We start from the raw sequence: 22,542 nt of genomic DNA, 5'->3' as shown, positions 1-22,542 counted from the left end.
CCGCAGTCGTGGCATGCTCGTTCGCTTTTTCGCACAACTGAAGAATAGTGTTCCTCTCGCCCGGATAGGAACAGGCGTAAAAGTGCTTTCTGCAATCAGGAGCATGTCATGTCTGTCGCCTCGCCGTCCATCAACGAGACCAAAGCCCCACTGCTGGGAGCGCCGGGCGTAGGATCGCTCGCCGCATTGGTACTGGGCACAGTGCTTCTGGGCTATTTCTACGGCCCGGCCCAAGGTGCGCTGTTCCTCGTCGGTGGAGCACTCGGCATTGCGCTCTACCACGCTGCCTTCGGTTTCACCTCCGCGTGGCGGGTGTTCATCGTCGATGGGCGAGGACGCGGGCTGCGGGTGCAGATGATCCTGCTGGCGCTCGCTGTCATCTTGTTCTTTCCATTCCTTGCAAGCGGGTCGCTGTTCGGCCATGAGGTGAAGGGCTCGGTCTCGCCGGCCGGGATCGGCGTCATCGTTGGTGCCTTCATGTTCGGTATCGGCATGCAACTCGGCGGCGGCTGCGCTTCAGGCACGCTGTTTACCGCTGGCGGCGGCAATGCCCGAATGCTGGTCACGCTTCTCTTCTTTATCGTCGGCTCGGTACTGGGAACCGTCAACTTCGACTGGTGGGTGAGCCTGCCCGCGCTTCCACCGATTTCGCTGGTACAGAGTTTCGGCGCAGTTGGCGGCATTGCGGTGTCGCTCGCCATCTTTGCAGTCATCGCCGGGCTGACGGTCATGGTGGAAAAGCGCCGGCACGGGGCACTCGAGACCGAACCGCCAGCCAGGCATCACGGCCTGCAGCGCCTGTTGCGCGGTCCATGGCCGCTCGTCCTCGGTGCGGTCGCGCTGGCACTGCTGAATTTCGCGACGCTTTCGATTGCCGGTCGTCCCTGGGGTATCACATCCGCATTCGCGCTCTGGGGCGCCAAGGGCGCAGCGCTCATCGGCATCGATCCGACCGCCTGGGCCTACTGGCAGACGCCGGCCAATGCGAAAGCTCTGACGGACAGCGTCTTTGCCGATGTCACCTCGGTGATGGATTTCGGCATCATTGCCGGCGCGATGCTGGCATCGTCGCTTGCCGGGCGGTTTGCGCCGAGCCTCGACATTCCGCTGCGCTCGATTCTCGCGGCTGTCGTCGGCGGGCTTCTGCTCGGCTATGGCGCCCGCATCGCCTACGGATGCAATATCGGCGCCTATTTCTCCGGCATAGCCTCCGGCAGTCTTCACGGCTATCTCTGGGCCGTTGCCGCTTTCGCCGGCAACGTGCTCGGCGTGCGACTCCGCCCCTACTTCTTCTTCGAGCGCAGAGTGCTGTCGCGGGCAGACGGCTGACCAGTTCTGGTCAGCCGATTGCAGCGAGACCCTTGACTGCCGCAGCGACGATGCCGTCGATGCTGTCGTCGATATCGACGGTGACCACGCCGGGTTCGCCGGTCGGCACTTCCAGCGTCGCCAACTGGCTTTCGAGCAGCGATGTCGGCATGAAGTGGCCCTTGCGCTCGCCCATGCGGGTGTTGAGCAAGGCGCGGGAGCCTTCGAGATAGACGAAGGCAAGCGCCCCGCCGGCTTCGCGCCGCAGGCGGTCGCGATAGATGCGCTTCAGCGCCGAGCATGTCACGACGATGCCTTCGCCGCGAGCGACGGCTGCGGCTATCTCGGCACCGATCAGGTCGAGCCAGGGCCAGCGATCCTCATCCGTCAAAGGTGTGCCACGGCTCATCTTCTCGACGTTGGCAGACGGATGCAGGGCATCCCCTTCGACGAATTTGAAGACCAGCTTGCCGGCAATTGCCTCGGCAATCGAGGTCTTGCCGCTGCCGCTGACGCCCATGACGACGATAGCCCGGGGGCCGATTGGTTCACTCATTGCATGCGGTCCTGTTACTCGTGTTCAGTCCAGCGGAAAATGGCAGGCAAACCCATGCGCCGCAGCCTGGTCAAGCAGCGGCTCGTTTGTCCGACAGAGATCCTGCGCTTTCCAGCAGCGCGGATTGAAGTGGCAGCCAGTCGGCGGATTGAGCGGCGACGGCAGTTCGCCCTGAAGACGGATGCGGGTCTTGGCGCGTTCGGGATCTGCAATCGGCGTCGCCGACAGGAGTGCCGCTGTGTAGGGATGGCGGGGATGGGCGAAGACATCGGCAGCGCTGCCGGTTTCGACCGGGCGGCCGAGGTACATGACCATGACGTCATCGGCTATATGGCGGACGACCGACAGGCCATGGGAAATGAACAGGTAGGCGAGCCCCATCTCTTTCTGCAGATCCATTAGCAGGTTCAGCACCTGCGCCTGGATCGACAGGTCGAGCGCCGAGACAGGCTCGTCGAGCACAAGCACTTTCGGCCGCAGCATCAGCGCGCGGGCGATGGCGATGCGCTGGCGCTGGCCGCCGGAGAACATGTGCGGATAGCGATCATAATGCTCGGGGCGCAGACCGACGCGCTCCATCATCGCCTCCGCCTTGGCGCGGCGGGTGGCTGCATCTTCCGTTGTGTTGATCTTCAGCGGCTCTTCGAGAATGGCCCCGACCTTTTGGCGCGGGTTGAGCGAGCCATAGGGGTTCTGGAAGACGATCTGCACCTGGCTGCGCAGGCTACGGTCGCCGATGCGGGCCGGCTTGCCGTCGATCAGCAGTTCGCCAGCCGTCGGATCCTCGATCATGGTCACGAGCCTTGCGAGCGTCGACTTGCCGCAACCGGATTCGCCGACGACGGCCAGCGTCTTGCCGGAATAGAGGCTGAAGCTGACGCCGTTCAGCGCCTTGACGGTGGCGTCCGGCTTGAACATGCCACGATTGACGGTGTAGTAGCGGGCGAGATCGCGCCCTTCGAGAACGGCGCCGGTCATCGGACGTCTCCTGCAGATTCTGCGACACGAACGCCGGGATGGTTGAGCGGGACGCCCTTGACCAGCGGATAATTGCACAGGGCATTGCCGAGATCGGCGCCCTGGCGGACGACCGCGCGATCACATTCGGCGGTCGCGAACGAACAGCGCGGCGCAAACAGACAGGCCGGCGGACGGTCGTGCTGGCCGGGAACGACACCGGCGATAGACGGCAGGCGCTGGCCGACGACGGCCCGTTCCGGAAGTGCCGACAGCAGCGCTGCGGTATAAGGGTGATGCGGGTCGCGGAACAGTTCCTTGACCGGCTGCTCCTCGACCTTCTGGCCGGCGTACTGGACCTGGACGCGCTCGGCGGTTTCGGCCACCACGCCCATGTCGTGGGTGATGAGCACAAGGGCCATGCCCTTTTCCTGCTGCAAGCGCACGAGCAGATCGAGGATCTGGGCCTGGATGGTGACGTCGAGCGCCGTTGTCGGTTCGTCAGCGATCAGAAGCTTCGGATCGCAGGCGAGCGCCATGGCGATCATCACGCGCTGGCTCATGCCGCCGGACATCTGATGGGGGAAGTTGGAGAGACGCTCCTCCGGGGCGGGAATGCCGACCAACTGCAGCAATTCGATGGAGCGGGCGCGCCTTGCCTTGCGATCTAGACCCATGTGGACCCGCAGGGTCTCGCCGATCTGGAAGCCGACCGTGAAGCACGGGTTGAGGCTGGACATCGGCTCCTGGAAGATCATCGCCATGTCCTTGCCGATGATGCTGCGGCGCTGGCGACCGGACATGCCGCGCAGGTCGTTGCCGTCGAACATCATGCGATCGGCGGTGATCTTCGCCGTCCATGGGAGCAGGCCCATGACGGCCAGCATCGCCACCGACTTGCCGGAACCGGATTCGCCGACGATCGACAGGATCTCGCCCTTGTCGCAGGTGAGCGACACGCCGTCGACGGCGCGGAACACACCGGACGAGGTCTGGAATTCGACGGTCAGATTTTGGATATCGAGAAGGGACATCACGACCTCTTCAATTTTGGATCGAGGGCATCGCGAAGGCCGTCGCCCATCAGGTTGATGGCAAGCACCGTGATCAGGATGGCAAGACCCGGGAAGGTCACCACCCACCAGGCGCGCTGAATGAATTCCCGTGCCTCGGCGAGCATCGTGCCCCACTCCGGCGTCGGTGGCTGGGCGCCCATGCCGAGGAAGCCGAGGGCGGCCGCATCGAGGATCGCCGCCGAGAAGGCGAGCGTCGCCTGGACGATCAGCGGCCCGAGACAGTTTGGCAGGATGGTCTTGAACATCAGCCGCATGGTGCCGGCACCGGCCACCCGTGAGGCGATGACATATTCCTTCTCGCGCTCGGTCATGACGGAGGCGCGCGCCAGGCGCACGAAATGTGGCTGGTTGACGAGCGAGATGGCGATCATCGCGTTAACGAGGCCGGGGCCGAGGACCGCCACCAGCACCAGTGCCAGCAGCAGCGACGGAAAGGCCAGGATGATGTCCATCACCCGCATGATGGCGATGTCGAGCCAGCCGCGGAAAAAGCCGGCGATCAGGCCGATGACGACGCCCGTCAGAACAGACAGCGTCACCACCACCAAGCCGATGAACAGCGAGAAGCGGGCGCCGAAGATCAATCGCGACAGGATGTCACGACCGACGGCATCGGTGCCGAGCACATGCGACCACTCGCCGCCCGCCATCCAGGCCGGCGGCATCAGCAGCTTCTCGCGGATCTGGTCGCTCGGGCCGTGCGGCGCTACGAATGGCGCGAAGATCGCCAGAAAGAGGACGATAAGGAACACCGCAAGTCCGATGACGGCGCCCTTGTTGCGGGAAAAATAGTACCAGAACTCCGAAAGCGCGGAGGGATGGCCGGTGTTGGTGCTGACCGAGCTCATGCAGCCTCTCCTAGTGACGAATGCGAGGGTTGATGAAACCATAGGTGACATCGACCAGCAGATTGACGAGCATGATGACGCCGGCGATTAGCAGAAGACCGCCCTGGACCACCGCATAATCGCGCTTGAAGACGGAATCGACCATCCATTTGCCGATACCGGGCCATGAGAAGATGCTCTCGGTCAGGATGGCGCCGGCCAGCAGCACGCCGATCTGCAGGCCGATGGTGGTGATGACCGGGATCATGGCGTTGCGCAGCGCATGCACACCGATGACGCGAAACGGCGTCAGGCCCTTGGAACGGGCGGTGCGGACATAGTCCTCGCCGAGCACTTCGAGCATGGCCGAACGCGTCTGGCGGGCGATGACCGCGAGCGGGATGGTGCCGAGCACGACGGTCGGCAGGATCAGATAGCTCATTGCCGACTTGAAGGCGCCGGGCTGGCCGGACAGCAAGCTGTCTATCAGCATGAAGCCCGTCACCGGCTTGAAGAAGTACATGAGCGAAATACGACCGGAAACGGGCGTCCAGTGCAAATAGCCCGAGAAGAAGATGATCAGCAGCAGGCCCCACCAGAAGATCGGCATGGAATAGCCGACGAGCGCCACGCCCATGATCGACTGGTCATACCAGGTGCCACGCTTGACGGCGGCGAACACACCGGCCGGCACGCCAAGACAGATTGCCAGGAGAATGGCGCAGAGCGACAGTTCGAGCGTGGCCGGAAACAGCGTCAGAAACTCGCTAAGCACCGACCGCTTGGTGACGATCGAGGTGCCGAAATCTCCGTGCAGCAAGTTGCCGAGATAGGAGAAATACTGGATGTACATCGGCCTGTCGAAGCCGAGATCGTGCATGATCTGGGCATGACGCACATCGGACATGACCCGTTCGCCGGACATCAGCATCACGGGATCGCCCGGCAGAAGCCGGATGAAGGAGAACGCGATCAGCGAGACCCCGAGGAAAGTGGGGATCAGAATGGCGATGCGTCCGAGGAGAAAGCGCAGCATGGCGTATATATCCAAAAAATTCACCGGCGATCAGGAGACCTGACCGCCGGATGAAGCCCGGGAACCGGATTTTAGGGTACTATCTTATTCAGCGATATCCACGCCGTCAAAGCGGTGAATGCCGAGCGGGTCCATGAAGTAGCCCGTGACCTTCTTGCTGATCGGCGCAAAGGCGATGGAGTGGTCGAGCGTGTTCCATGGGGCTTCGCGCTTGAAGACGACCTGCGCCTCTTCGTACAGCTTGGTGCGTTCGGCCTGGTCGGAGGTCTGCTTGGCAGCCTTCACCAGCTTGTCGAAGTCCTTGTTGCACCACTGAGCGCGATTGTTGCCGCCGACGGCTTCGCAGCCGAGCAGCGTGTCGAGGAAGTTGTCCGGATCGCCATTGTCGCCCGTCCAGCCGAGGATGGCGGCGCCATCACGGGCCTTGTCCTTCGACAGCTTGAGGTATTCGGCCCATTCGTAGGAGACGATTTCGACGGTGACGCCGATCTTGGCAAGATCCGACTGCATCAGTTCAGCTGCACGACGGGCGTTCAGCATGTAGGGACGCGAGACGGGCATGGCCCAGATCTTCATCTTCAGGTCTTTGATGCCGGCAGCCTCGAGGGCCTTTTTGGCAGCTTCCGGATCGTACTTGTCGTCCTTCACGGCATCGTTGTACGACCACATTGTCGGCGGGATCGGGTTCTTGGCAACGGCAGCCGCACCCTGGAATACGGCGTCGACGATAGCCTGCTTGTTGACGGCCATGTTGAGCGCGCGGCGCACTTCAGGCTTGTCGAAAGGGGCAACCATCGTGTTGTAGGCGAGGAACGAGACGTTCAGGCCAGGCTGCTCGAGCACGTTGAGGTTAGGGTCCTTCTTCAGATCAGCCACGTCGGCGGCGTTCGGGTAAGGCATGATATGGCATTCGCCGGCCTTCATCTTCTGGGCGCGAACGGCAGCATCCGTGGTGATGGCGAAGACGAGATCGTCGATCTTTTCCTTGCCATGCCAATAGGTGTCGTTGGCCTTGTAGCGAATGACGGCGTCGGGCTGGTAGGCGACGAAGGTGAACGGACCAGTGCCAAGCGGCTGCTGGTTCAACATTGGCATCTTGCCGTCAGCCTGCAGCTTGTCGGCATATTCCTTCGACAGGATCGATGCGAAGTCCATCGCAAGGTCGGCGAGGAACGGCGCTTCGGGCTTGTTCAGCACGAACTTGACGGTGTGGTCATCGACCTTGTCGATCGACTTGACCAGATCGGGGAAGCCCATGCCGGCGGAATATTCCCAGGATGCGCCTTCGACGTACTTGTTCCAGGGATTGTCAGACTTCAGCTGGCGATTGAACGAGAAAATCACGTCGTCGGCGGTCAGCTCGCGGGTCGGGGTGAAGAAATCCGTGGTCTGGAACTTGACGCCCGGGCGCAGCTTGAAGGTGTATTCCTTGCCATCGGGAGAAATCGTCCAGCTCTCGGCAAGACCCGGCTCGATCTCGGTGCCGCCATGCTTGAACTCGACCAGGCGATTGTAAACCGTCCGCGACGACGCATCGAAGGTCTGACCGCCGGTGTAGAGGCCAGGGTCGAAGCCCTCTGGCGATGCTTCCGAGCAGTATACCAGGGTTTTAGACCAGGCGGACGTTGCCATGACCGAAGCCAGGGCCGTCGCTGCCAAGAGAACAGAGATCTTTTTCATGGTGCCGTTTCCCAAATTTGTTCTTATTCGAAGTTGTGTGTTTGCGGCCATGCAATCCGCAGAGCGTGGCGATGGAACGACATTTGTGAGGCGAAAGCAACATGTCAAAGGCAAAAATTTTCCGGATGGTCAAGTTTAGCAGATGTTTTATTCGCGCCTTCTGCAGACACAACAAAATCTGACTAGTTGCTTTAGACAGGCCGAACAGGCGATTCCGAATTGAAGCGGGCTAAAGTACTTCCAACCAGGCCAAGAACGATGCGCCAGCACGGACTTGTCACAGCCCAACCTGGCCGCATCCGCGATGGCGGAGGCGCTGTCATATCAAACGACGGAGCGACGGAGGAGAGCTTCAGGCTGCCGGGGCGGCGATGGCGATGCGCTTGTTCAGGGCATTGTGATCGCGATCGGTGATGCCGAGCAGGAAGTTGATCTGCGGACGGGCCTTGACGAGATCGTCGATCGAATAATCTGCCAGCACGTCGAAAAAGGCATTGAGCGCCTTGCGCAACGCCGAGTTCAAGCCGCAGCTATCGACCAACGGGCATTCGACAGCGCCGTCCTCGAAGCATTCGGCCATTGCAAAACTATCCTCGGTGACCTTGACGACATCGAAGAGGCTGATCTTGTCGGCAGCACGACCGAGACGCACGCCGCCATTTCGGCCACGCACGGTGTCGATGAGGCCGGCCTTGGTCAACGGCTGCAGGATCTTGAAGAGGAAAAGCTCGGAAACGCCATAGGCCTTGGCGATCTCAGGAATACGGCTGAGGTAGCCCTCGTTGGCAGCGCAGTACATCAGCATGCGAACCGCGTAGTTGGTCTGTTTGGTCAAACGCATGCCAGTCTCCTGAATCAAAGCCTCAGCCAAGTATATAGGACCAACGGTAGTTTTGAACAATTCCAAAAGATGAAATTTTCGTTCACGTTTACTCGTTTTCATCACAGGCTCTCAACGTCAACGGGCTCCCTTGAGGGGAGCCCGTCGATAAGTCGATCACTTGAAGACTTTTACTTCATCGTCGGCATGACGAATTCGGCACCGTCCTTGATGCCGGATGGCCAGCGGGCGGTGATCGTCTTGGTCTTGGTCCAGAACTTGATCGAGTCCGAGCCGTGCTGGTTGAGGTCACCGAAGCTCGATGCCTTCCAGCCGCCGAAGGAGTGGTAGGCAAGCGGCACAGGGATCGGCACGTTGATGCCGATCATGCCGATGTTGATGCGCGAGGCGAAGTCGCGGGCGGCATCGCCGTCGCGGGTATAGATGGCGACGCCGTTGCCGTATTCGTGCTTCATCGGCAGTTCGAGCGCTTCTTCATAGTTCTTGGCGCGAACGACGGAGAGAACAGGTCCGAAGATTTCGGTCTTGTAGATGTCCATGTCCGGCGTAACGTTGTCGAACAGGCAGCCGCCGACGAAATAGCCGTCTTCATAGCCCTGCAGCTTGAAGCCGCGGCCATCGACCACGAGCTTGGCGCCCTCTTCCACACCGCGATCGATCAGGCCGGTGACGCGGGCCTGGGCTTCCTTGGTGACGAGCGGGCCGAGATCGGCCTTTTCATCTGTGTAGGGGCCGATGCGCAGGGCTTCGACCATCGGCGTCAGCTTGGCGATAAGACGGTTGGCGGTTTCCTCGCCAACCGGGACGGCGACCGAGATCGCCATGCAGCGCTCTCCGGCCGAGCCGTAGCCGGCGCCCATCAGGGCGTTCGCAGCCTGGTCGAGATCGGCGTCGGGCATGATGATCATGTGGTTCTTGGCGCCGCCGAAGCACTGCGCCCGCTTGCCGTTCATCGCCGCCGTGCCGTAGACATAGCGGGCAATCGGCGTGGAGCCGACGAAAGAGATGGCGCCGATATCGGGATCGGTGAGGATGGCGTCGACCGCGCCCTTGTCACCGTTGACAACGTTGAGGATGCCTGCCGGCAGACCGGCTTCGATCATGAGTTCGGCCAAACGCATCGGCACGGACGGATCGCGCTCGGAGGGCTTCAGGATGAAGGCGTTGCCGCAGGCGATGGCCGGAGCAAACATCCACATCGGGATCATGGCGGGGAAATTGAACGGCGTGATGCCGGCGCCGATGCCGACGGCCTGGCGCATGGAATACATGTCGATGGCCGGACCTGCGCCCTCGGTGAACTCACCCTTCTGCAGGTGCGGGATGCCGCAGACGAATTCGCAGACTTCCAGGCCACGAATGATGTCGCCCTTGGAATCCTCGATGGTCTTGCCGTGTTCGCGCGACAGCAGCTCGGCCAGCTCGTCCATGTGCTTGTTGAGCAGTTCGACAAACTTGAAGAAGACGCGGGCGCGGCGCTGCGGGTTGGTGGCGGCCCATTTCGGCTGCGCTGCCTTGGCATTGGCGACGGCTGCGCGCAGCTCGTCGACACTGGCCAGCGCGACGGTTGCCTGGATCTCGCCGGTGGCCGGATTGAAGATATTGCTGGTGCGGCCGCTGGTGCCGGCTACGGCCTTGCCGCCGATGAAATGACCGATCTCGCGCATGGTGCCTCCTACCCTGGTTTCTGTTGGTTTTGCGACGGCCGACATTCGCACTTCAATTTGCACAAATCAATGTGCTGCTATAATCAACCGTTGTGCATAAATAGACATAAGGTCGATCATGGACTGGGACGACGTTCGCATGTTTCTCGCCGTCGCCCGGACCGGGCAGATCCTCGCCGCGTCTAAACGGCTCGGCGTCAACCACGCAACGCTCAGCCGCCGGGTGACGACGCTCGAGCAGCGGCTGAAGACGCGGCTGCTGGTGCGCCGGACCAACGGTTGCGAACTGACGGCCGAGGGTGAAATCTTCCTGCATGCTGCGGAAAGGATGGAGGCCGAGATGCTGCGCGCGCAGGCGAGCGTCGGGCACCTCGACAGCACGGTAGCCGGAACGGTGCGTATCGGCGCACCTGACGGCTTCGGCGTATCGTTCCTCGCACCGAGGCTCGGCAAGCTGATCGCCCGGCATCCGGAATTGCGCATCCAGCTGGTCCCCGTGCCGCGCTCGTTCTCGCTCTCGCAGCGCGAAGCCGACATCGCGATCACGCTGGAGCGACCGGAGCAAGGGCGCCTGATATCGGCGAAACTCACCGACTATTCACTCGGCCTCTATGCCTCGCAGGCCTATCTCGACCGCGCCGGAGTGCCCGGCAGCGTGGACGCTCTGAAATCGCATCTCCGGATCGGCTATGTCGAGGATCTGATTTTCACCGCGTCCCTCGCCTTTACCAACGAGGTGATGCGCAATTGGGATGCGTCATTCGAAATCTCGACGGCTATCGGCCAAACCGAAGCGGTGCGTTCCGGCGCAGGGGTGGGTATCCTCCACGACTACATTGCCCGCCAATATCCGGAATTGATCCAGATCCTGCCGGACGCCAGCATACGCCGGGCCTACTGGACGACATATCATGAGTCCGCACGCGACCTGATACGCGTCCGGACCGTCGTCGACTATCTTCAGGAACTGGTCACCGACGAAAGGGGCATGTTTCTCTGACGAGCCGGATTACACCTGCATCGGCGGATCGTCGTTCTCGTCCGGATTGGGCAGCGGCACCTCGTCCGGCAGGGTGTCAGGCTCTGGCTCGCCGATGGGCGGGACAGGCGTCCATCCCGGCGCCGGCATCGGGGGCTGTTCTTCGGGCTTCAGGGGCTGAGACATTGGTGCTCCTTTCACAGGGTTGCGGATTGGAAATCAGAGATCTTGCTGGCGCGTGGTCTCGGCGGCGCGCATCGGCATTCCGTCGATGATCTCGAACAGTTCCTCGCAGGCGACGGGCTCGACCGCACGCAGTTTGACGCTGCCGTCCTTGCCGATCAGGATCGCGGCAAAGATGCCGGCTTCCGGAGCTTCCAGTTCTTCCCGGAGACGGTCCGCCTCCAGCGGGCCGGCATCACCGAAAACCGCAACCGCGTTGTCTTGCGTCACTTTCAGGACGACCAGATCACGCTCCTGCAGTCCCTCCCTGTCGGAGAGCAGCAGGTTTTCCTGCCGGCTGCCGCGCGCGTTGTCGGTGTCCGTGAAAATCACCAGCACACGGCGTTTCCACTGATAGATATCGAGGCTTGATACGGCGGTGGAACCATCGACTTTCGTGGCGCCGTAGAGAAGTGTCTTGTTCATGTAAATCTCCCGTCATCCATTCAACGGAAATCGGTCGGAGCAGTTCCATGACAAATCTGCAACCTTGGCCGCGACTGAACGGATCGGCGATCGGCAAGAGAAGCGATTACTCCATGTACCGCTGCAGAACGACTGGATTGGTCACTTCGTCTTTGCTAGCGTATAGACGGGGAGCGGCGGCATGCATTCGACGATAACATTCACGGACGTGGCAAACGACCCCTGCGCCATCATTGCGCGCTCCACCTGCGGGACAGCGATGTTTTTCGCGTCCTATGCTTTTCTCGCTTGTGCCGATGTCAGCACACTGAAGGTGTTCTGGTTGTCACTCTGCCTCGGCATGGTCGGATGCTTCATTCCTGGCCACAAACCGGACCCTCGGTTTTTGCTCCCGCTTGCCATGATCGCCCTCCCCGCAGCCCGTCTTGCCACACATGCGGTGGGCGGCTGGGCTTGCGGAAGACTTAAGTGCCAGCTCGCTCCAGGACAATGCCTTCGCGCGCCTCGCTGGCGCTGGCACGGATCCTGAGATTACAGGCCAACGCGAACGTGAAACTCAGCATGATGATGGTTTCACCAATTGCCAGCCGATTGTTGGAGTTGCTGAGAAGCGTGATGGCAAAGAATATCTGCACGAGAAGGTAGCCATGGAAGGCAGCCGGGGGAACGAGGCCGAGCTTTGCGGCACGTTGGACCTGAAGCAGCATGACCACAGCCATGAAAGCCAGAAATACGCTACCAACCGCGCCATACCGCACGAGAATTTCCAGATATCCGTTGTGCATGGCGTTGTAGTCGACCGACGTATAGTGGGTCTTGTGCCAGCGCGGTTCCCAGGCGTTTCCGAGGCCGAACAGCGGCGCACTGGCAACGAGTTCCCAGGCGTTCGACCAGAGTTGCAGGCGCTCGTCCATGGCCCTTGGCGTCGTCGCATCATCGATACGGGCCGCCACGGCCTTGCCGATCGGCTCTCCGGCAGCGATGTCCTGATAGAGCCCCGTGGTCGCCATGAAGGTCGGTCCGGCAGTTTTCTCCAGATTGCCCCAGACGAAGTAACCGCCAACTGCGAGCAACAGCACGAAGCACCCGATGAAGGCCAGTCCGGCCTTCGAGCGAAACCAGCCGACGATAGACAGGAGCAGCAAGGGGGCGGAGAAGCCGAGCGCCAGCCAGACGCCTTTGGATTTTGCCCCGTAGATGCAGAAGATGCAGAGCATTGCGACAAGCGGCGCGACGATGCTGGCATAGGTCCTCAACTGCCTTGAGACCGTCGGGCATTTGCGACAATGGATGAACCAGAAGCAGGCGGAGATCAGGATGACGCCGCAGCATACCGCTCCGTGGATCTGATTGTGCTGGATCAGCGGCCGCACGGTTTCACCGGCCATGATCGCCCGGTAACGGGTGGTGAGCAGCAAGGTGGCAAGAGCAACGCCGAAATAGGTGGCGATCACCTTCTGCATTTGCTGCCAGCCGATGAACATCGCAAAGCCGAGGCTCGGGAACGCCAGCGGCATCGCGTACATGAGTTCGCCATCCCCCTCGGGATGGCCCGCTCCCAGAAGATATTGCAGCAGGAAGCGGCCGAGCGCGTAGCTGCCCCATCCGACGCAGAGCCATGCCGGCAAACCGACAGCCGGTCTTTCTGCCATTGCGAGATAGCGATACAGGCCGTAGGCGAAAAGAAGAATGCCGCTGTAGCGATAGGCGTCGTTTTCAATCAGCGTCGCCGATGCGGTCACAACCCATAGCAGGACGACAAGCCATTCCGACGCGTTTCGCTTCAGCGCTTCTGATCCCGGCAAACGCACGCTCCCCCGACTACCCAACAAGACATTTCTTCAGGAAATGTAGCCATGAATCGTTGTGGCGGATCGTCAGCCGCGGCAGCCCGAACGGGTCATCGCACTTGCCCGCCCGCCGTCGCCACGTCGTCGTCGCAACGCTGTAGCCGGCTTCTATCGCCAGTTGACGGTGCAGGGAGCGCTCGTCGCCGTAGGGAAAGCAGAAGGAGGAGACTTCGTCGTCGATCGTATCCTCCAGCGCAACCCGCGACAGGAAAATTTGGTTCCATGCATCCTCGGCCGACAGGTCCGGCAGGCGGGCGTGATCCATCGTGTGGGAGCCGATCTCGTTGCCGAGGGCCGTCCATTCGCGCAATTGTGCAAGGTTCATGCAAGCCGACGGCGGGACGCCCAGCGGAATATCCCATTCGTTGCGGCCACCGATCTGATTGGCGACGACGAAATTCGTCGCTGTAAATCCGCAGTCGCGCAGCACCGGCAAGGCATTTTCATGAACGTTGGCATAGCTGTCGTCGAAGGTGATGGCGACGACCTTGCCCTTCTTCTTGCCGTTGACGTAGGGCAGCGCCTCGCGCAGCGACAGGCCTTGGAAACCAAACCGTTTCAGTAAATGCATCTGCCGCCGGAAATCATCCGGATGCACGGCCATGCTCCGAAACGGTATCCGACGCGACGGGGGAACGGCGATCTGGTGGTAGGTGAGGATGGGAACGGGCAATCCTGATCCTCAGACGAAGTATCGCGAACGAAATGCCACCTTGGCCCGGTACAGCGGGCGCATGACCTCGCGGGTCAGTTTCTCGGCGAAGGTGCTGTGGCGCTTCATGCTTGTGCCTCCGAGGGTGAACGATATCTCGCGAACGCCACCCGGCAGCACCGTAAGCGGTGACAGATGCAAAAGCCACTCCATCTGCACCATCGTGTCGACCGGCCGATCGAATATTTCGGTTGCCTGCAGAAGGCGGATCGCGGCGCCACGGCTGACGAGCTGGGCAACCATCCCGAGGCCGATGACCTGCGGGCGGATGACGCGGGCGGCATCCTGCGCAAACACTTCCTCGCCGCTCTCACGGTTGTCCCGGAAGGGAAAGCGCACGAATGCGCCCGGCGTCAGGCATGCGCTGGCAGCCGCAAAAGCTGCTGGGAAATCGGCCGTCAGCTCGACATCGTCCTCGATGACAAAGCCCGCATCCAGCCCCTGCTCGACGATGGCCGCCCAGGCTTTCCGATGGGACAGGAAGCAGGCGATCTCGGAGTTGCTCAACTGGAAGGGATAGGCAGGCTTGTGCAGATTGCGGTGGTAGACCCGCTCCCTGTCGGCCTGGCTGAGAGCGAGGCCATCGACGGCATCGATGATTTCGGCCGGCACCGGCAAGGTTTCCACAAGCCGCTCGACCTGGCCCGCACGCTGCTTTGCCCGACCGAGGTGGACGATGAATGCCTTGATCGTCTGCGGCCTTGCAGACGGCTCCACCTTCAAGGACAGGCCAGACTCGACGCTCGTCGCACGCTTCTGCAGGCCCAGGGTCTGCGGCCGTTCCAGGTGATAGGCGTTGTGCATCGATACGTCCTCGTTTTCGTGGCCATGGACGGTCTAGAAGACGGATCTGATCGATGCCTTAGGTGAAAGTGAAGCCAAACTGAAGGCCGGCGGCAGCCTCGTCGTCGATCAAGGCTCGATCAATGTGAGCCGGCCCTCGGCAACGTGGTTTGCCACCCACTGCCGCTCACCGTCCCAGCTGTGGCGCTTCCATCCCTCCCAGCTGAAACCGCAGAGGTTTATGTCCCACCGGTCGGCGGGAAACTGCTGCAGACAATGGTAAAGTCCGAAAAAGCCGGTGCTCGGGAATATCCGATGCATGTCGGCCTCGGACAGGCCAAGCTCTGTGCACCCGGCCTTGTAGAACTGCGGCGGCATGATGCGGATCTCTTTTCCCGCCGACCCGACGCGCTCGATCGTCTGCTGCGTCCAGTCAGACCTGCGGCCCTTCAGCCACGACAATATATTTGGCTTCGGATGATAGGTGCGCAGGATCGCCGGATGATAGACCAGCATGACGGTCTTGGCCGCCTGGAATGTCGGACTGGTATAGAAGGCCGGATCGCGGAGGCGCCGCTGCATCGGCTTGCTGGACGTCGCCAGCATCAAGAGGTCGGTCCTCGTTCCGCTCATGTCGATGGAGAGTTTCGGCTCGTTGAAGCGCAAGACGAAATCGGCCGCATCGACAACAGGCGATAGGTCGGTCGGCAATTCTCCGTTGCCAACGATGATGGCCGTTTTGCGCGACAACGTCTGGTTTCCTGTTTGCAAGAGCGCGCGTGACTAGCAAGCGTCGATGATATGAAACTGATGGCTGCAGCTGCTCCGAGGCCGCCTCATGCAGGTGCGGGCAAGCGCACCCGGACGCTGAGGCCGTATCCCCAGCTTGGCGTCGACAGCTCGATGGTGACAGCCAGGCGGGTCGCCACGTCTGCCACGATCGCCAGACCCAGTCCCGATCCCTGTTCCTGCGGCGAGTCTACCCTGTAGAACCGCTGGAAAACCGCCGACCTCTGGTCTGCCGGGATGCCCGGACCGGTGTCGTCGATGGACAGGAACCATGCCTCGCCCTCCGGCATGATCGTCACCTCGACCCTGCCATCCTCCGGCGTATATTTCAGCGCATTGTCGAGCAGGTTGCTGATCATCAACTGCAGCAGGGATTCGTCCGTCAGCACCTCGGCGTCTTCGCTGCCCTGCAGGGAAAGGTCGAGCCGCTTGGCGGTGATGCGGCTGCCGAAACCGGCAGCGATGGACGCCACAAGGTGGTAGAGCGGAACCGCACCGAGCTTGAGCGGATGATGGCTGACCCGCGCCAGTCGCAGAAGCTGTTCGATCAGGTGCATCGCCCGATTGTTGCTTTCGACGAGATCCGCGACGATGGCATCCCTCTCGCGACCCGCCTCCGTGTCACGCAGCATCTGCAGCAGCAGCTTGACGCCTGCCTGCGGCGTGCGCAACTCATGCGCCACGAGATCCGAAAACCGTCGCTCGAGGGTGAGCGAGTGACCGAGCTTGTCGAGTAGTTGATTGATCGAGGTGCCGAGCGGCATCAGGTCCAGCGGCAAGCCCTCGACGGGTATAGCCGAGAGGTCGTCGGGCGAGCGCAGGCGGATCTGCCGAACGAAGTCGCTCATCGGGGCAAGCCCCCTGTTGATGCCGAGCCAGATCAGGAAGGCGATGATCGGCAGCAGAATAAAGAGCGGAAACACCAGGTTGCGCAGGATATTCGATATCAGCCGGTCGCGCAGCGCGATCTTCTCGCCGACCTCCATGGCAATCGTCGTATTGGGAATGGGCAAGGCATACACCCGCCAGCGCTCGCCCTTGTAATTTATCGTATGAAATCCGGCCTTCTGCTCGGGCATGTCAGCCTGGAAGGCGGTGCTGCTGAAAACCTGGATTTTCCCGTCTTTCCAGGCGCGAACCATATGCGCGTCGGCGTAGTCGTCGGCGTCCTGATTGAAGGACAGCTGGTTGTCCATCTTGAAGTCGATATCGTCGATCCTGCGGGGCGGATCGTCCGTCTGGCGCAACAGCGGCCGTTGCAGCAATCCCCACAGAACATTGGCCTCGTTGATCAGCTGGGCATCATAAATATTGTCGATTTCGTGCCGGGCGCTCTTGAACGCCAGCAATCCGATCACGCTGATGGCAATGACGATGACCGGAATGATGCGCAGATAGAGTTTGCTGGTGAGCGTTGCCCGGGTCATCGCTCGATCATGTATCCGACACCGCGGATCGACTTGATGAATTCCGATCCCAGCTTCTTGCGCAGATTGTAGATCGTCACCTCGGTAGTGTTGCTTTCTACAGCGTTCTGGGCGTCGTAGAGCGCATACTCGATATCGTTCTTCGTGACGTAGCGGCCGCTGCGTTCCATCAGCAGCTTGAGCAGATGGAATTCCTTGGCCGTCAGCGGCACCGACTGTCCGTTGCGGCGCGCCACCATCGCGGCGGGATCGACCTCGACCTCGCCACACCGGATGGTCGTCTCGACGCGCCCCTCGCGGCGGCGGATCAGGGCGCGCAAACGGGCCAGCAACTCGTCGAGATCGAAAGGCTTGACCATATAGTCGTCGGCGCCCTGGTCGAGGCCGTCGACCTTCTGGAGAACGCTGTCGAGCGCGGTCAGCAGCAGGACGGGCACATCGTTCCCCTGCTTGCGCAGCGCCTTGAGGACGCCGATGCCATTCAGCTTCGGCAGGTTGAGGTCCAGCACGATGGCTGCGAACTCCGACGCCTCGGCCGCCGCAAGCCCCGCCTCGCCGTCCCGCAGCCAGTCGATGCCATAGGCATGTTTCTCCATGGCCTTCTTCAACGATGAGCCAAGGATATGGTCGTCCTCGATAAGCAGGATACGCATGAAAACTTTCACCGGGCTTGAAAACTGGACTGGAGACGACGACGTCACCAATCCGCATCTGCGCCCAGTTTAAGACCGAATAGCGTCAACGCCAGCAGGCAAAGCGTGGTTTATGAGGTTTTTTTGGTGGAAATGGTTTGTGCCGCAGATCAGGGCATCAACCCAATACGGGCGTCCGTCCATTGACTAAAACGAAGCGTCATAAAGAAAGAGAAAATAATGGTACGGTTGGGTGGAATCGAACCACCGACCTCAGGATCCACAAACCTGCGCTCTAACCAACTGAGCTACAACCGCACATGCCGCGTCTGGACGCAACTCGGGTGAAATACTGGGAGTTCAGTTTTTTTTCAAGCCCTATCTCGGCGAATTGAGAAAAATGCCGATAGGCTCAGGCCCGGCGGCGCGATGTCGGCTGCGGTCGTGCTTGAAAGAACCTCTTTTCGTTCCGCACGGATATTCGTTGCCGGATTGGGCGCCAATGGGGCCTCAAGGCCGTGGATGACGCATCGGGGGCGATTGAAAATCGGCAGGCTGTGGATAAGGTAGCAACGCCGAGAATGATGTCTGGAAGCGGGTATGCCGTGTCTTCGGCATTGCGGAGAGCTTGCGGCGGCATATCGGGGCCGTCCATTAACCCTTTCTGGCGAAAGCATCGGCACTTGCTGGACCGGACGGAGCGTCACCTATATTAACAAAGCGTTAATGCGAGAAGGCCTCGGCTCGAACATCAGGTTGGACAATGCCGGCAGTACAGTATCCGTTCATCGACATTGCCGTTCATCCGAGCATCCGCGACCGGTTTGCGCGCGGCGAAGCGATGGCGCTGTTCTCGGTCGAACTCGACCGGGTGCTGTGGGCAAACGGCGCCGGCGCCGACCTTTTCGGCTATGCTGCCATCTATGATTTTCTCGACCAGGGCGCAAAGGCCGGTGACGTATCCTTCCGCCAGATTGCAGCCACTGCGCACCAGCTGGTCGCCGTCGGCGATACTCGCAGCTTCCTGATCCGGATAGCGGCAGGGTTCCAGCGTGTTGTTACCAATGCGGCGGTCGAAAAGATCCGCACCCCTGCCGGCGAAGACGCAATTCTGTTTTCCTGCCCGGTTTCCGCAAAACCGCTGGAGACCACCGAGCGTGCGCAGCGGATGCTCGACGGGTTCGACGATCCCGACACCCATATCGCCGTCATCGGCCGCGACGGGGAGATCATCGCCGCCTCGCCCGGTTTCGCAGCCCTCGGGATCACGACGGAAACTGCGGGCATGCTGGTGACAATGGCCGGTGGCCAGCCGGAGCGGCTTATCAAAAGGCCGATCCGGACCGGCCAGGGCTATCTGCCCGCTGCCATTGGCCGCCTGTCCGATACCCCTGCGCTCAACCTACTGTTTGTCGTCGAAATGGTCATCGGCCATCTCGATCCCGTTGAAACCGTTTCGGCAGTGGTGCCAGCGGCGGCCGAAACCTTGGCAACGCCGGTGGCAGAGGCCGAAACGACGGCAGCCGTCGCCGATGATGGCTCCGCCCATATCGAGCCAGCTGCTGTTACGGCGACTACCGCCGCAGAAGCGCCTGCCGATGTTCATGAAAATCGCGGCGACGTCGAGAGCGCCTCGGAAGAAGCTGGAACCGACGCCGCCATTCCATCTTCGAGCGCCGACGAACTAGTCAATCAGATAGATCCCGGGAAACGGGAGTTCTCGGCGGCGATCGATGCTCTTGCCGAGATCGAAGATGTCGAAGACGAACCGGAAGAAATTGCCGACATCGAACAAAGCGATCCGAGCGCCGTCGAGGAGCCCGAGCAACCGGCGACACCTGCCGTGCAGGACGATGGCGACGACGCCCATCACCAGATTGCCGAGGACGAGCAGACTGCGGCCCTGACGAATGAGGATGCGGAAACGCATGTCGAGGATCCGGTCGAGGCATCGCCCGAGCGGGGCTCGGAACTGACGCCTGACATAGAGCTGTCAGCGGACGACACCGAGGGTGCTTCGACGGATGACGCAAGCGTTGAGCGGGAAGTGCCTGATCGGGAGCCGAGTGAAGGGCAACCCCTCACTGCCAATGCCGAGATCGAGCCATCGGAGCCGGCTGCGTCCGAACAGGAAGCAGCACCAGCTGCATCGGTCGACATCGCCGAGCCCGCAACCGGAGCGGACGCCGTTGCGGCTGCAGCACCCCAGACCGATCAGCCGCAGCATTTCGTTTTCAATCGGCAGGGACGGGCGACGCGCTTCGTCTGGAAGATCGACGCAGAGGGCCATTTCAGCGAGATTTCGCGGGAATTCGCAGAGGCCGTCGGCCCGCATGCCAAGGCGCTCGCGGGCGTCGCCTTTGCCGATATCGCGGCACTGTTCCACCTCGATCCCGATGGCAAGATCGCCGAGTTGCTTGCCCGTCGCGACACATGGTCGGGGCGCACCATCCATTGGCCGGTCGAGGGAACGACCCTGACCGTTCCCGTCGATCTCGCGGCCCTGCCGACCTATACGCGCAGTCGTGAGTTCGACGGCTTTCGTGGTTTTGGCGTCGTCCGCCTGTCGGATGCGGCGGAGGATCCGCTGCGGACGGGGCTGACCCTCGGGTTGCCGGCCATCGATGATACCGCGTCAGGCAACGAAGCGGCTGATTCATTGCACCCGGAGCATCCGGATGAGGAAGCTCCGGTCGCAGATCCGGTGGTTTTCGACGAGAGCACTGACGAGAACGAAACGGCCGCCGTCGAGCCGGAGCATGTGCCTGATAGCGTCGCGCGGCTGGATGGACCGTCCGAGCGGATATTCGAACCCAATGAGCCGGAGCTGCCATTCCACGTCGAACCGCCTGCCCTGAAGATAGCAGAGACGCCCGCCCGCAGGCTTTCCGACAAGATCATCCAGCTGCATGAACGGCGGCATAACCTCACTGACGGCCTGTCGCTTGCCGAACAGGCTGCCTTCCGCGAGATCGCCAAGCAACTCGAGCCGTTCGGCAAGCGTGGCGAAGAGCCAGAGGGGCCGACGGATGCCGCCCCTGTCAGCCCGACAGACGACGAGAGCGAGCAACGGGGTGCACCCGAGGTAGAGCTCGAGGCGTTTTACCCGACGGCGTTGCTGGCGGCTAACGACGATATCGAAGGCTCCGAGACGCCCGAAGCTGCCGATGCTGCCGAGGGACGCGAAAGCGGCGACGAATTCAACGCACTCGACGTTCTCAACACTGCCATTCCGCCGCGCGTGAAAATGACCGACGGGCTGTCGGCTGCTGTGGTCGATCAGCTGCCGGTCGCGGTCCTCGTCCATGCCGGCGACACGCTGATCCACGCCAATCCCGAGTTCATGCGGCTGACGGGCTATGCCTCGCTGGCGGAGCTGGAGGGGGTTGGTGGCATCGATGCGCTGCTGCAGCGGGAGGATTTGCAGGATAAGACAGAGCGCTCCGGCGTCATGATGGTGGTCAGAGCCGACGACGCGCTGGTGCCGGTCACCGCCCGTCTTCAATCCATCCGCTGGGAGGATGCCAGCGCACTGATGCTGGCGCTGATGCCTGTCGAGAAGGATGGCGAGGCGATATTGACGACGCGGATCGACAGCCGCGAGGAGCCTCGTCCGGAACGCATGCTTGAAAAGGTTGCCAAGCTGCAGGTCGAGGTCGAGGAACTGAAATCGATCCTCGAGACCGCGACAGATGGCGTCGCCATCATCGGGCCGGAGGGCGATATAAGGTCGATGAACCGCTCGGCCAGCGCGCTTTTCAACTATGATGAGCAGGAGACGCGCGGCAAACCCTTCGTCATGCTCTTTGCCCACGAGAGCCAGAAAGCCGTGCTCGATTATCTGAGCGGGCTCACCGGCAACGGCGTGGCCAGCGTTTTGAACGACGGACGCGAGGTCATCGGGCGCGAGGCGTCCGGCGGGTTCGTGCCGCTGTTCATGACGATGGGCGTGCTGACGTCGTCGAACGGCTACTGTGCCGTGATCCGCGATATCACCCAGTGGAAGCGCACGGAGGAAGACCTGCGCAATGCCAAGCGTGCGGCCGAAACAGCCAACGCCCACAAAAGCGATTTTCTTGCCCGCGTCAGCCACGAGATCCGCACACCCCTCAATGCCATCATCGGCTTTTCCGACATGATGGCCAGCGAGCGGCTCGGGCCGATGGGACACGCACGCTATGTCGAATATGCCGGCGACATCGGTCGCTCCGGCCGCCATGTGCTCGATATCGTCAACGATCTTCTCGACATCTCGAAGATCGAAGCCGGCGAGATGGAGCTCGAGTTCGGCGCCGTCGGCCTCAACGAGGCCATCGCCGAAGCCGTATCGATCGTCCAGCCGCAGGCTAACGGACAGCGTGTGATTATCCGCACCGGCCTGTCGCAGTCAGTGCCGAATGTCGTTGCCGATCTGAGGTCGATCAAGCAGATTGCCCTGAATATCCTTTCCAACGCCATCCGCTTCACGCCTTCCGGCGGCCAGATCGTGGTTTCGACGTCCTACGAGGGCAATGGCAGCGTTGTGCTGCGCATCCGCGACACGGGCGTGGGCATGACGCGCACGGAACTGGAACAGGCAATGAAGCCGTTTCGCCAGGTGGCAACAAACTCGCGCCAGCGCGGCGACGGCACCGGTCTCGGCTTGCCGCTGACCAAGGCGATGGTGGATGCCAACAGGGCGCTGTTTTCCATCCACTCCGCTCCTAACGAAGGCACTCTGGTGGAAGTCACCTTCCCCTCGCCACGCGTTCTTGCCGATTAGGCCGATGCATTA

Annotated in this window: 19 protein-coding genes and 1 tRNA gene; 3 read left to right on the top strand and 17 right to left on the bottom strand. The window is 61.5% G+C overall.

Annotation, left to right across the window (positions count from 1 at the left end):
- Positions 1-108 precede the first annotated feature (108 nt).
- The gene (locus J5289_RS05625; RefSeq protein ID WP_209182892.1) at positions 109-1,329 is read left to right on the top strand and encodes a YeeE/YedE family protein; all 1,221 of its coding nucleotides are present in this window, start codon (positions 109-111) and stop codon (positions 1,327-1,329) included.
- Between the two features lie 10 nt (positions 1,330-1,339).
- Here J5289_RS05625 and J5289_RS05620 read toward each other — a convergent pair whose 3' ends face one another.
- From J5289_RS05620 to J5289_RS05585, 8 genes are all read right to left on the bottom strand, one after another.
- Complete coding sequence (locus J5289_RS05620) at positions 1,340-1,864, bottom strand: gluconokinase (RefSeq protein ID WP_209182891.1); 525 nt, start codon at positions 1,862-1,864, stop codon at positions 1,340-1,342.
- A 24-nt stretch (positions 1,865-1,888) separates the two neighbouring features.
- Positions 1,889-2,842, bottom strand: a complete 954-nt coding sequence (locus tag J5289_RS05615; protein ID WP_209182890.1) for a peptide ABC transporter ATP-binding protein — start codon at positions 2,840-2,842, stop codon at positions 1,889-1,891.
- Positions 2,839-3,855 carry an ABC transporter ATP-binding protein gene (locus tag J5289_RS05610; RefSeq protein ID WP_209182889.1) on the bottom strand — a complete coding sequence of 339 codons (1,017 nt, stop codon included), beginning with the start codon at positions 3,853-3,855 and terminating at the stop codon, positions 2,839-2,841. The genes J5289_RS05615 and J5289_RS05610 overlap by 4 nt, the downstream gene beginning before the upstream one ends.
- Positions 3,855-4,745 (bottom strand): ABC transporter permease subunit, encoded by an 891-nt coding sequence (locus J5289_RS05605; protein ID WP_142824067.1) that lies wholly within the window; start codon positions 4,743-4,745, stop codon positions 3,855-3,857. The genes J5289_RS05610 and J5289_RS05605 overlap by 1 nt, the downstream gene beginning before the upstream one ends.
- 10 nt (positions 4,746-4,755) lie before the next feature.
- A complete protein-coding gene (locus tag J5289_RS05600) occupies positions 4,756-5,760 on the bottom strand; it encodes an ABC transporter permease subunit (RefSeq protein WP_142824066.1) in 1,005 nt (334 codons plus the stop codon).
- An 84-nt stretch (positions 5,761-5,844) separates the two neighbouring features.
- Positions 5,845-7,440 (bottom strand): ABC transporter substrate-binding protein, encoded by a 1,596-nt coding sequence (locus J5289_RS05595; RefSeq protein WP_209182888.1) that lies wholly within the window; start codon positions 7,438-7,440, stop codon positions 5,845-5,847.
- A 352-nt stretch (positions 7,441-7,792) separates the two neighbouring features.
- Positions 7,793-8,281: an iron-responsive transcriptional regulator RirA gene (gene rirA, locus J5289_RS05590; protein WP_142824064.1), complete on the bottom strand. Its 489-nt coding sequence runs from the start codon at positions 8,279-8,281 to the stop codon at positions 7,793-7,795.
- 170 nt (positions 8,282-8,451) lie between these two features.
- Positions 8,452-9,948 (bottom strand): CoA-acylating methylmalonate-semialdehyde dehydrogenase, encoded by a 1,497-nt coding sequence (locus tag J5289_RS05585; RefSeq protein WP_209182887.1) that lies wholly within the window; start codon positions 9,946-9,948, stop codon positions 8,452-8,454.
- Between the two features lie 118 nt (positions 9,949-10,066).
- On the opposite strand from J5289_RS05585, the gene J5289_RS05580 reads away from it, so the two are divergent.
- A complete protein-coding gene (locus tag J5289_RS05580; RefSeq protein ID WP_142824062.1) occupies positions 10,067-10,948 on the top strand; it encodes a LysR family transcriptional regulator in 882 nt (293 codons plus the stop codon).
- 9 nt (positions 10,949-10,957) lie between these two features.
- Here the strand turns inward: J5289_RS05580 and J5289_RS05575 are convergent, their stop codons facing one another.
- From J5289_RS05575 to J5289_RS05535, 9 genes are all read right to left on the bottom strand, one after another.
- Entirely contained in the window at positions 10,958-11,113 is a 156-nt protein-coding gene (locus tag J5289_RS05575; protein WP_164498230.1) for a hypothetical protein, read from the bottom strand.
- A 33-nt stretch (positions 11,114-11,146) separates the two neighbouring features.
- Positions 11,147-11,575: a DUF4174 domain-containing protein gene (locus tag J5289_RS05570; protein WP_209182886.1), complete on the bottom strand. Its 429-nt coding sequence runs from the start codon at positions 11,573-11,575 to the stop codon at positions 11,147-11,149.
- 464 nt (positions 11,576-12,039) lie between these two features.
- Positions 12,040-13,380: an O-antigen ligase gene (locus tag J5289_RS05565; RefSeq protein WP_209182885.1), complete on the bottom strand. Its 1,341-nt coding sequence runs from the start codon at positions 13,378-13,380 to the stop codon at positions 12,040-12,042.
- A gap of 16 nt (positions 13,381-13,396) precedes the next feature.
- Positions 13,397-14,098 carry a polysaccharide deacetylase family protein gene (locus J5289_RS05560; RefSeq protein ID WP_209206738.1) on the bottom strand — a complete coding sequence of 234 codons (702 nt, stop codon included), beginning with the start codon at positions 14,096-14,098 and terminating at the stop codon, positions 13,397-13,399.
- Between the two features lie 9 nt (positions 14,099-14,107).
- Positions 14,108-14,941: a glycosyltransferase family 25 protein gene (locus tag J5289_RS05555; protein WP_209182883.1), complete on the bottom strand. Its 834-nt coding sequence runs from the start codon at positions 14,939-14,941 to the stop codon at positions 14,108-14,110.
- A gap of 108 nt (positions 14,942-15,049) precedes the next feature.
- Positions 15,050-15,670: a glycosyltransferase family 29 protein gene (locus tag J5289_RS05550; protein WP_209182882.1), complete on the bottom strand. Its 621-nt coding sequence runs from the start codon at positions 15,668-15,670 to the stop codon at positions 15,050-15,052.
- Positions 15,671-15,756: 86 nt separating this feature from the next.
- Positions 15,757-17,136, bottom strand: coding sequence for a HAMP domain-containing sensor histidine kinase (locus J5289_RS05545; RefSeq protein WP_209182881.1), 1,380 nt, complete (start codon positions 17,134-17,136; stop codon positions 15,757-15,759).
- Entirely contained in the window at positions 17,133-17,789 is a 657-nt protein-coding gene (locus J5289_RS05540; protein ID WP_111217455.1) for a response regulator, read from the bottom strand. The genes J5289_RS05545 and J5289_RS05540 overlap by 4 nt, the downstream gene beginning before the upstream one ends.
- A 220-nt stretch (positions 17,790-18,009) precedes the next feature.
- A tRNA-His gene (locus tag J5289_RS05535) sits at positions 18,010-18,086 on the bottom strand.
- 445 nt (positions 18,087-18,531) lie between these two features.
- On the opposite strand from J5289_RS05535, the gene J5289_RS05530 reads away from it, so the two are divergent.
- Positions 18,532-22,530, top strand: coding sequence for an ATP-binding protein (locus J5289_RS05530; protein WP_209182880.1), 3,999 nt, complete (start codon positions 18,532-18,534; stop codon positions 22,528-22,530).
- The last annotated feature ends 12 nt before the right edge of the window (positions 22,531-22,542 follow it).

The sequence above is a fragment of the Rhizobium sp. B230/85 genome (assembly GCF_019355735.1).
Classification (GTDB): Bacteria; Pseudomonadota; Alphaproteobacteria; order Rhizobiales; family Rhizobiaceae; genus Rhizobium; species Rhizobium rhododendri.
Note: the sequence above shows the minus strand (reverse complement) of the source record. Positions and strands in the feature narration are given on the sequence as shown.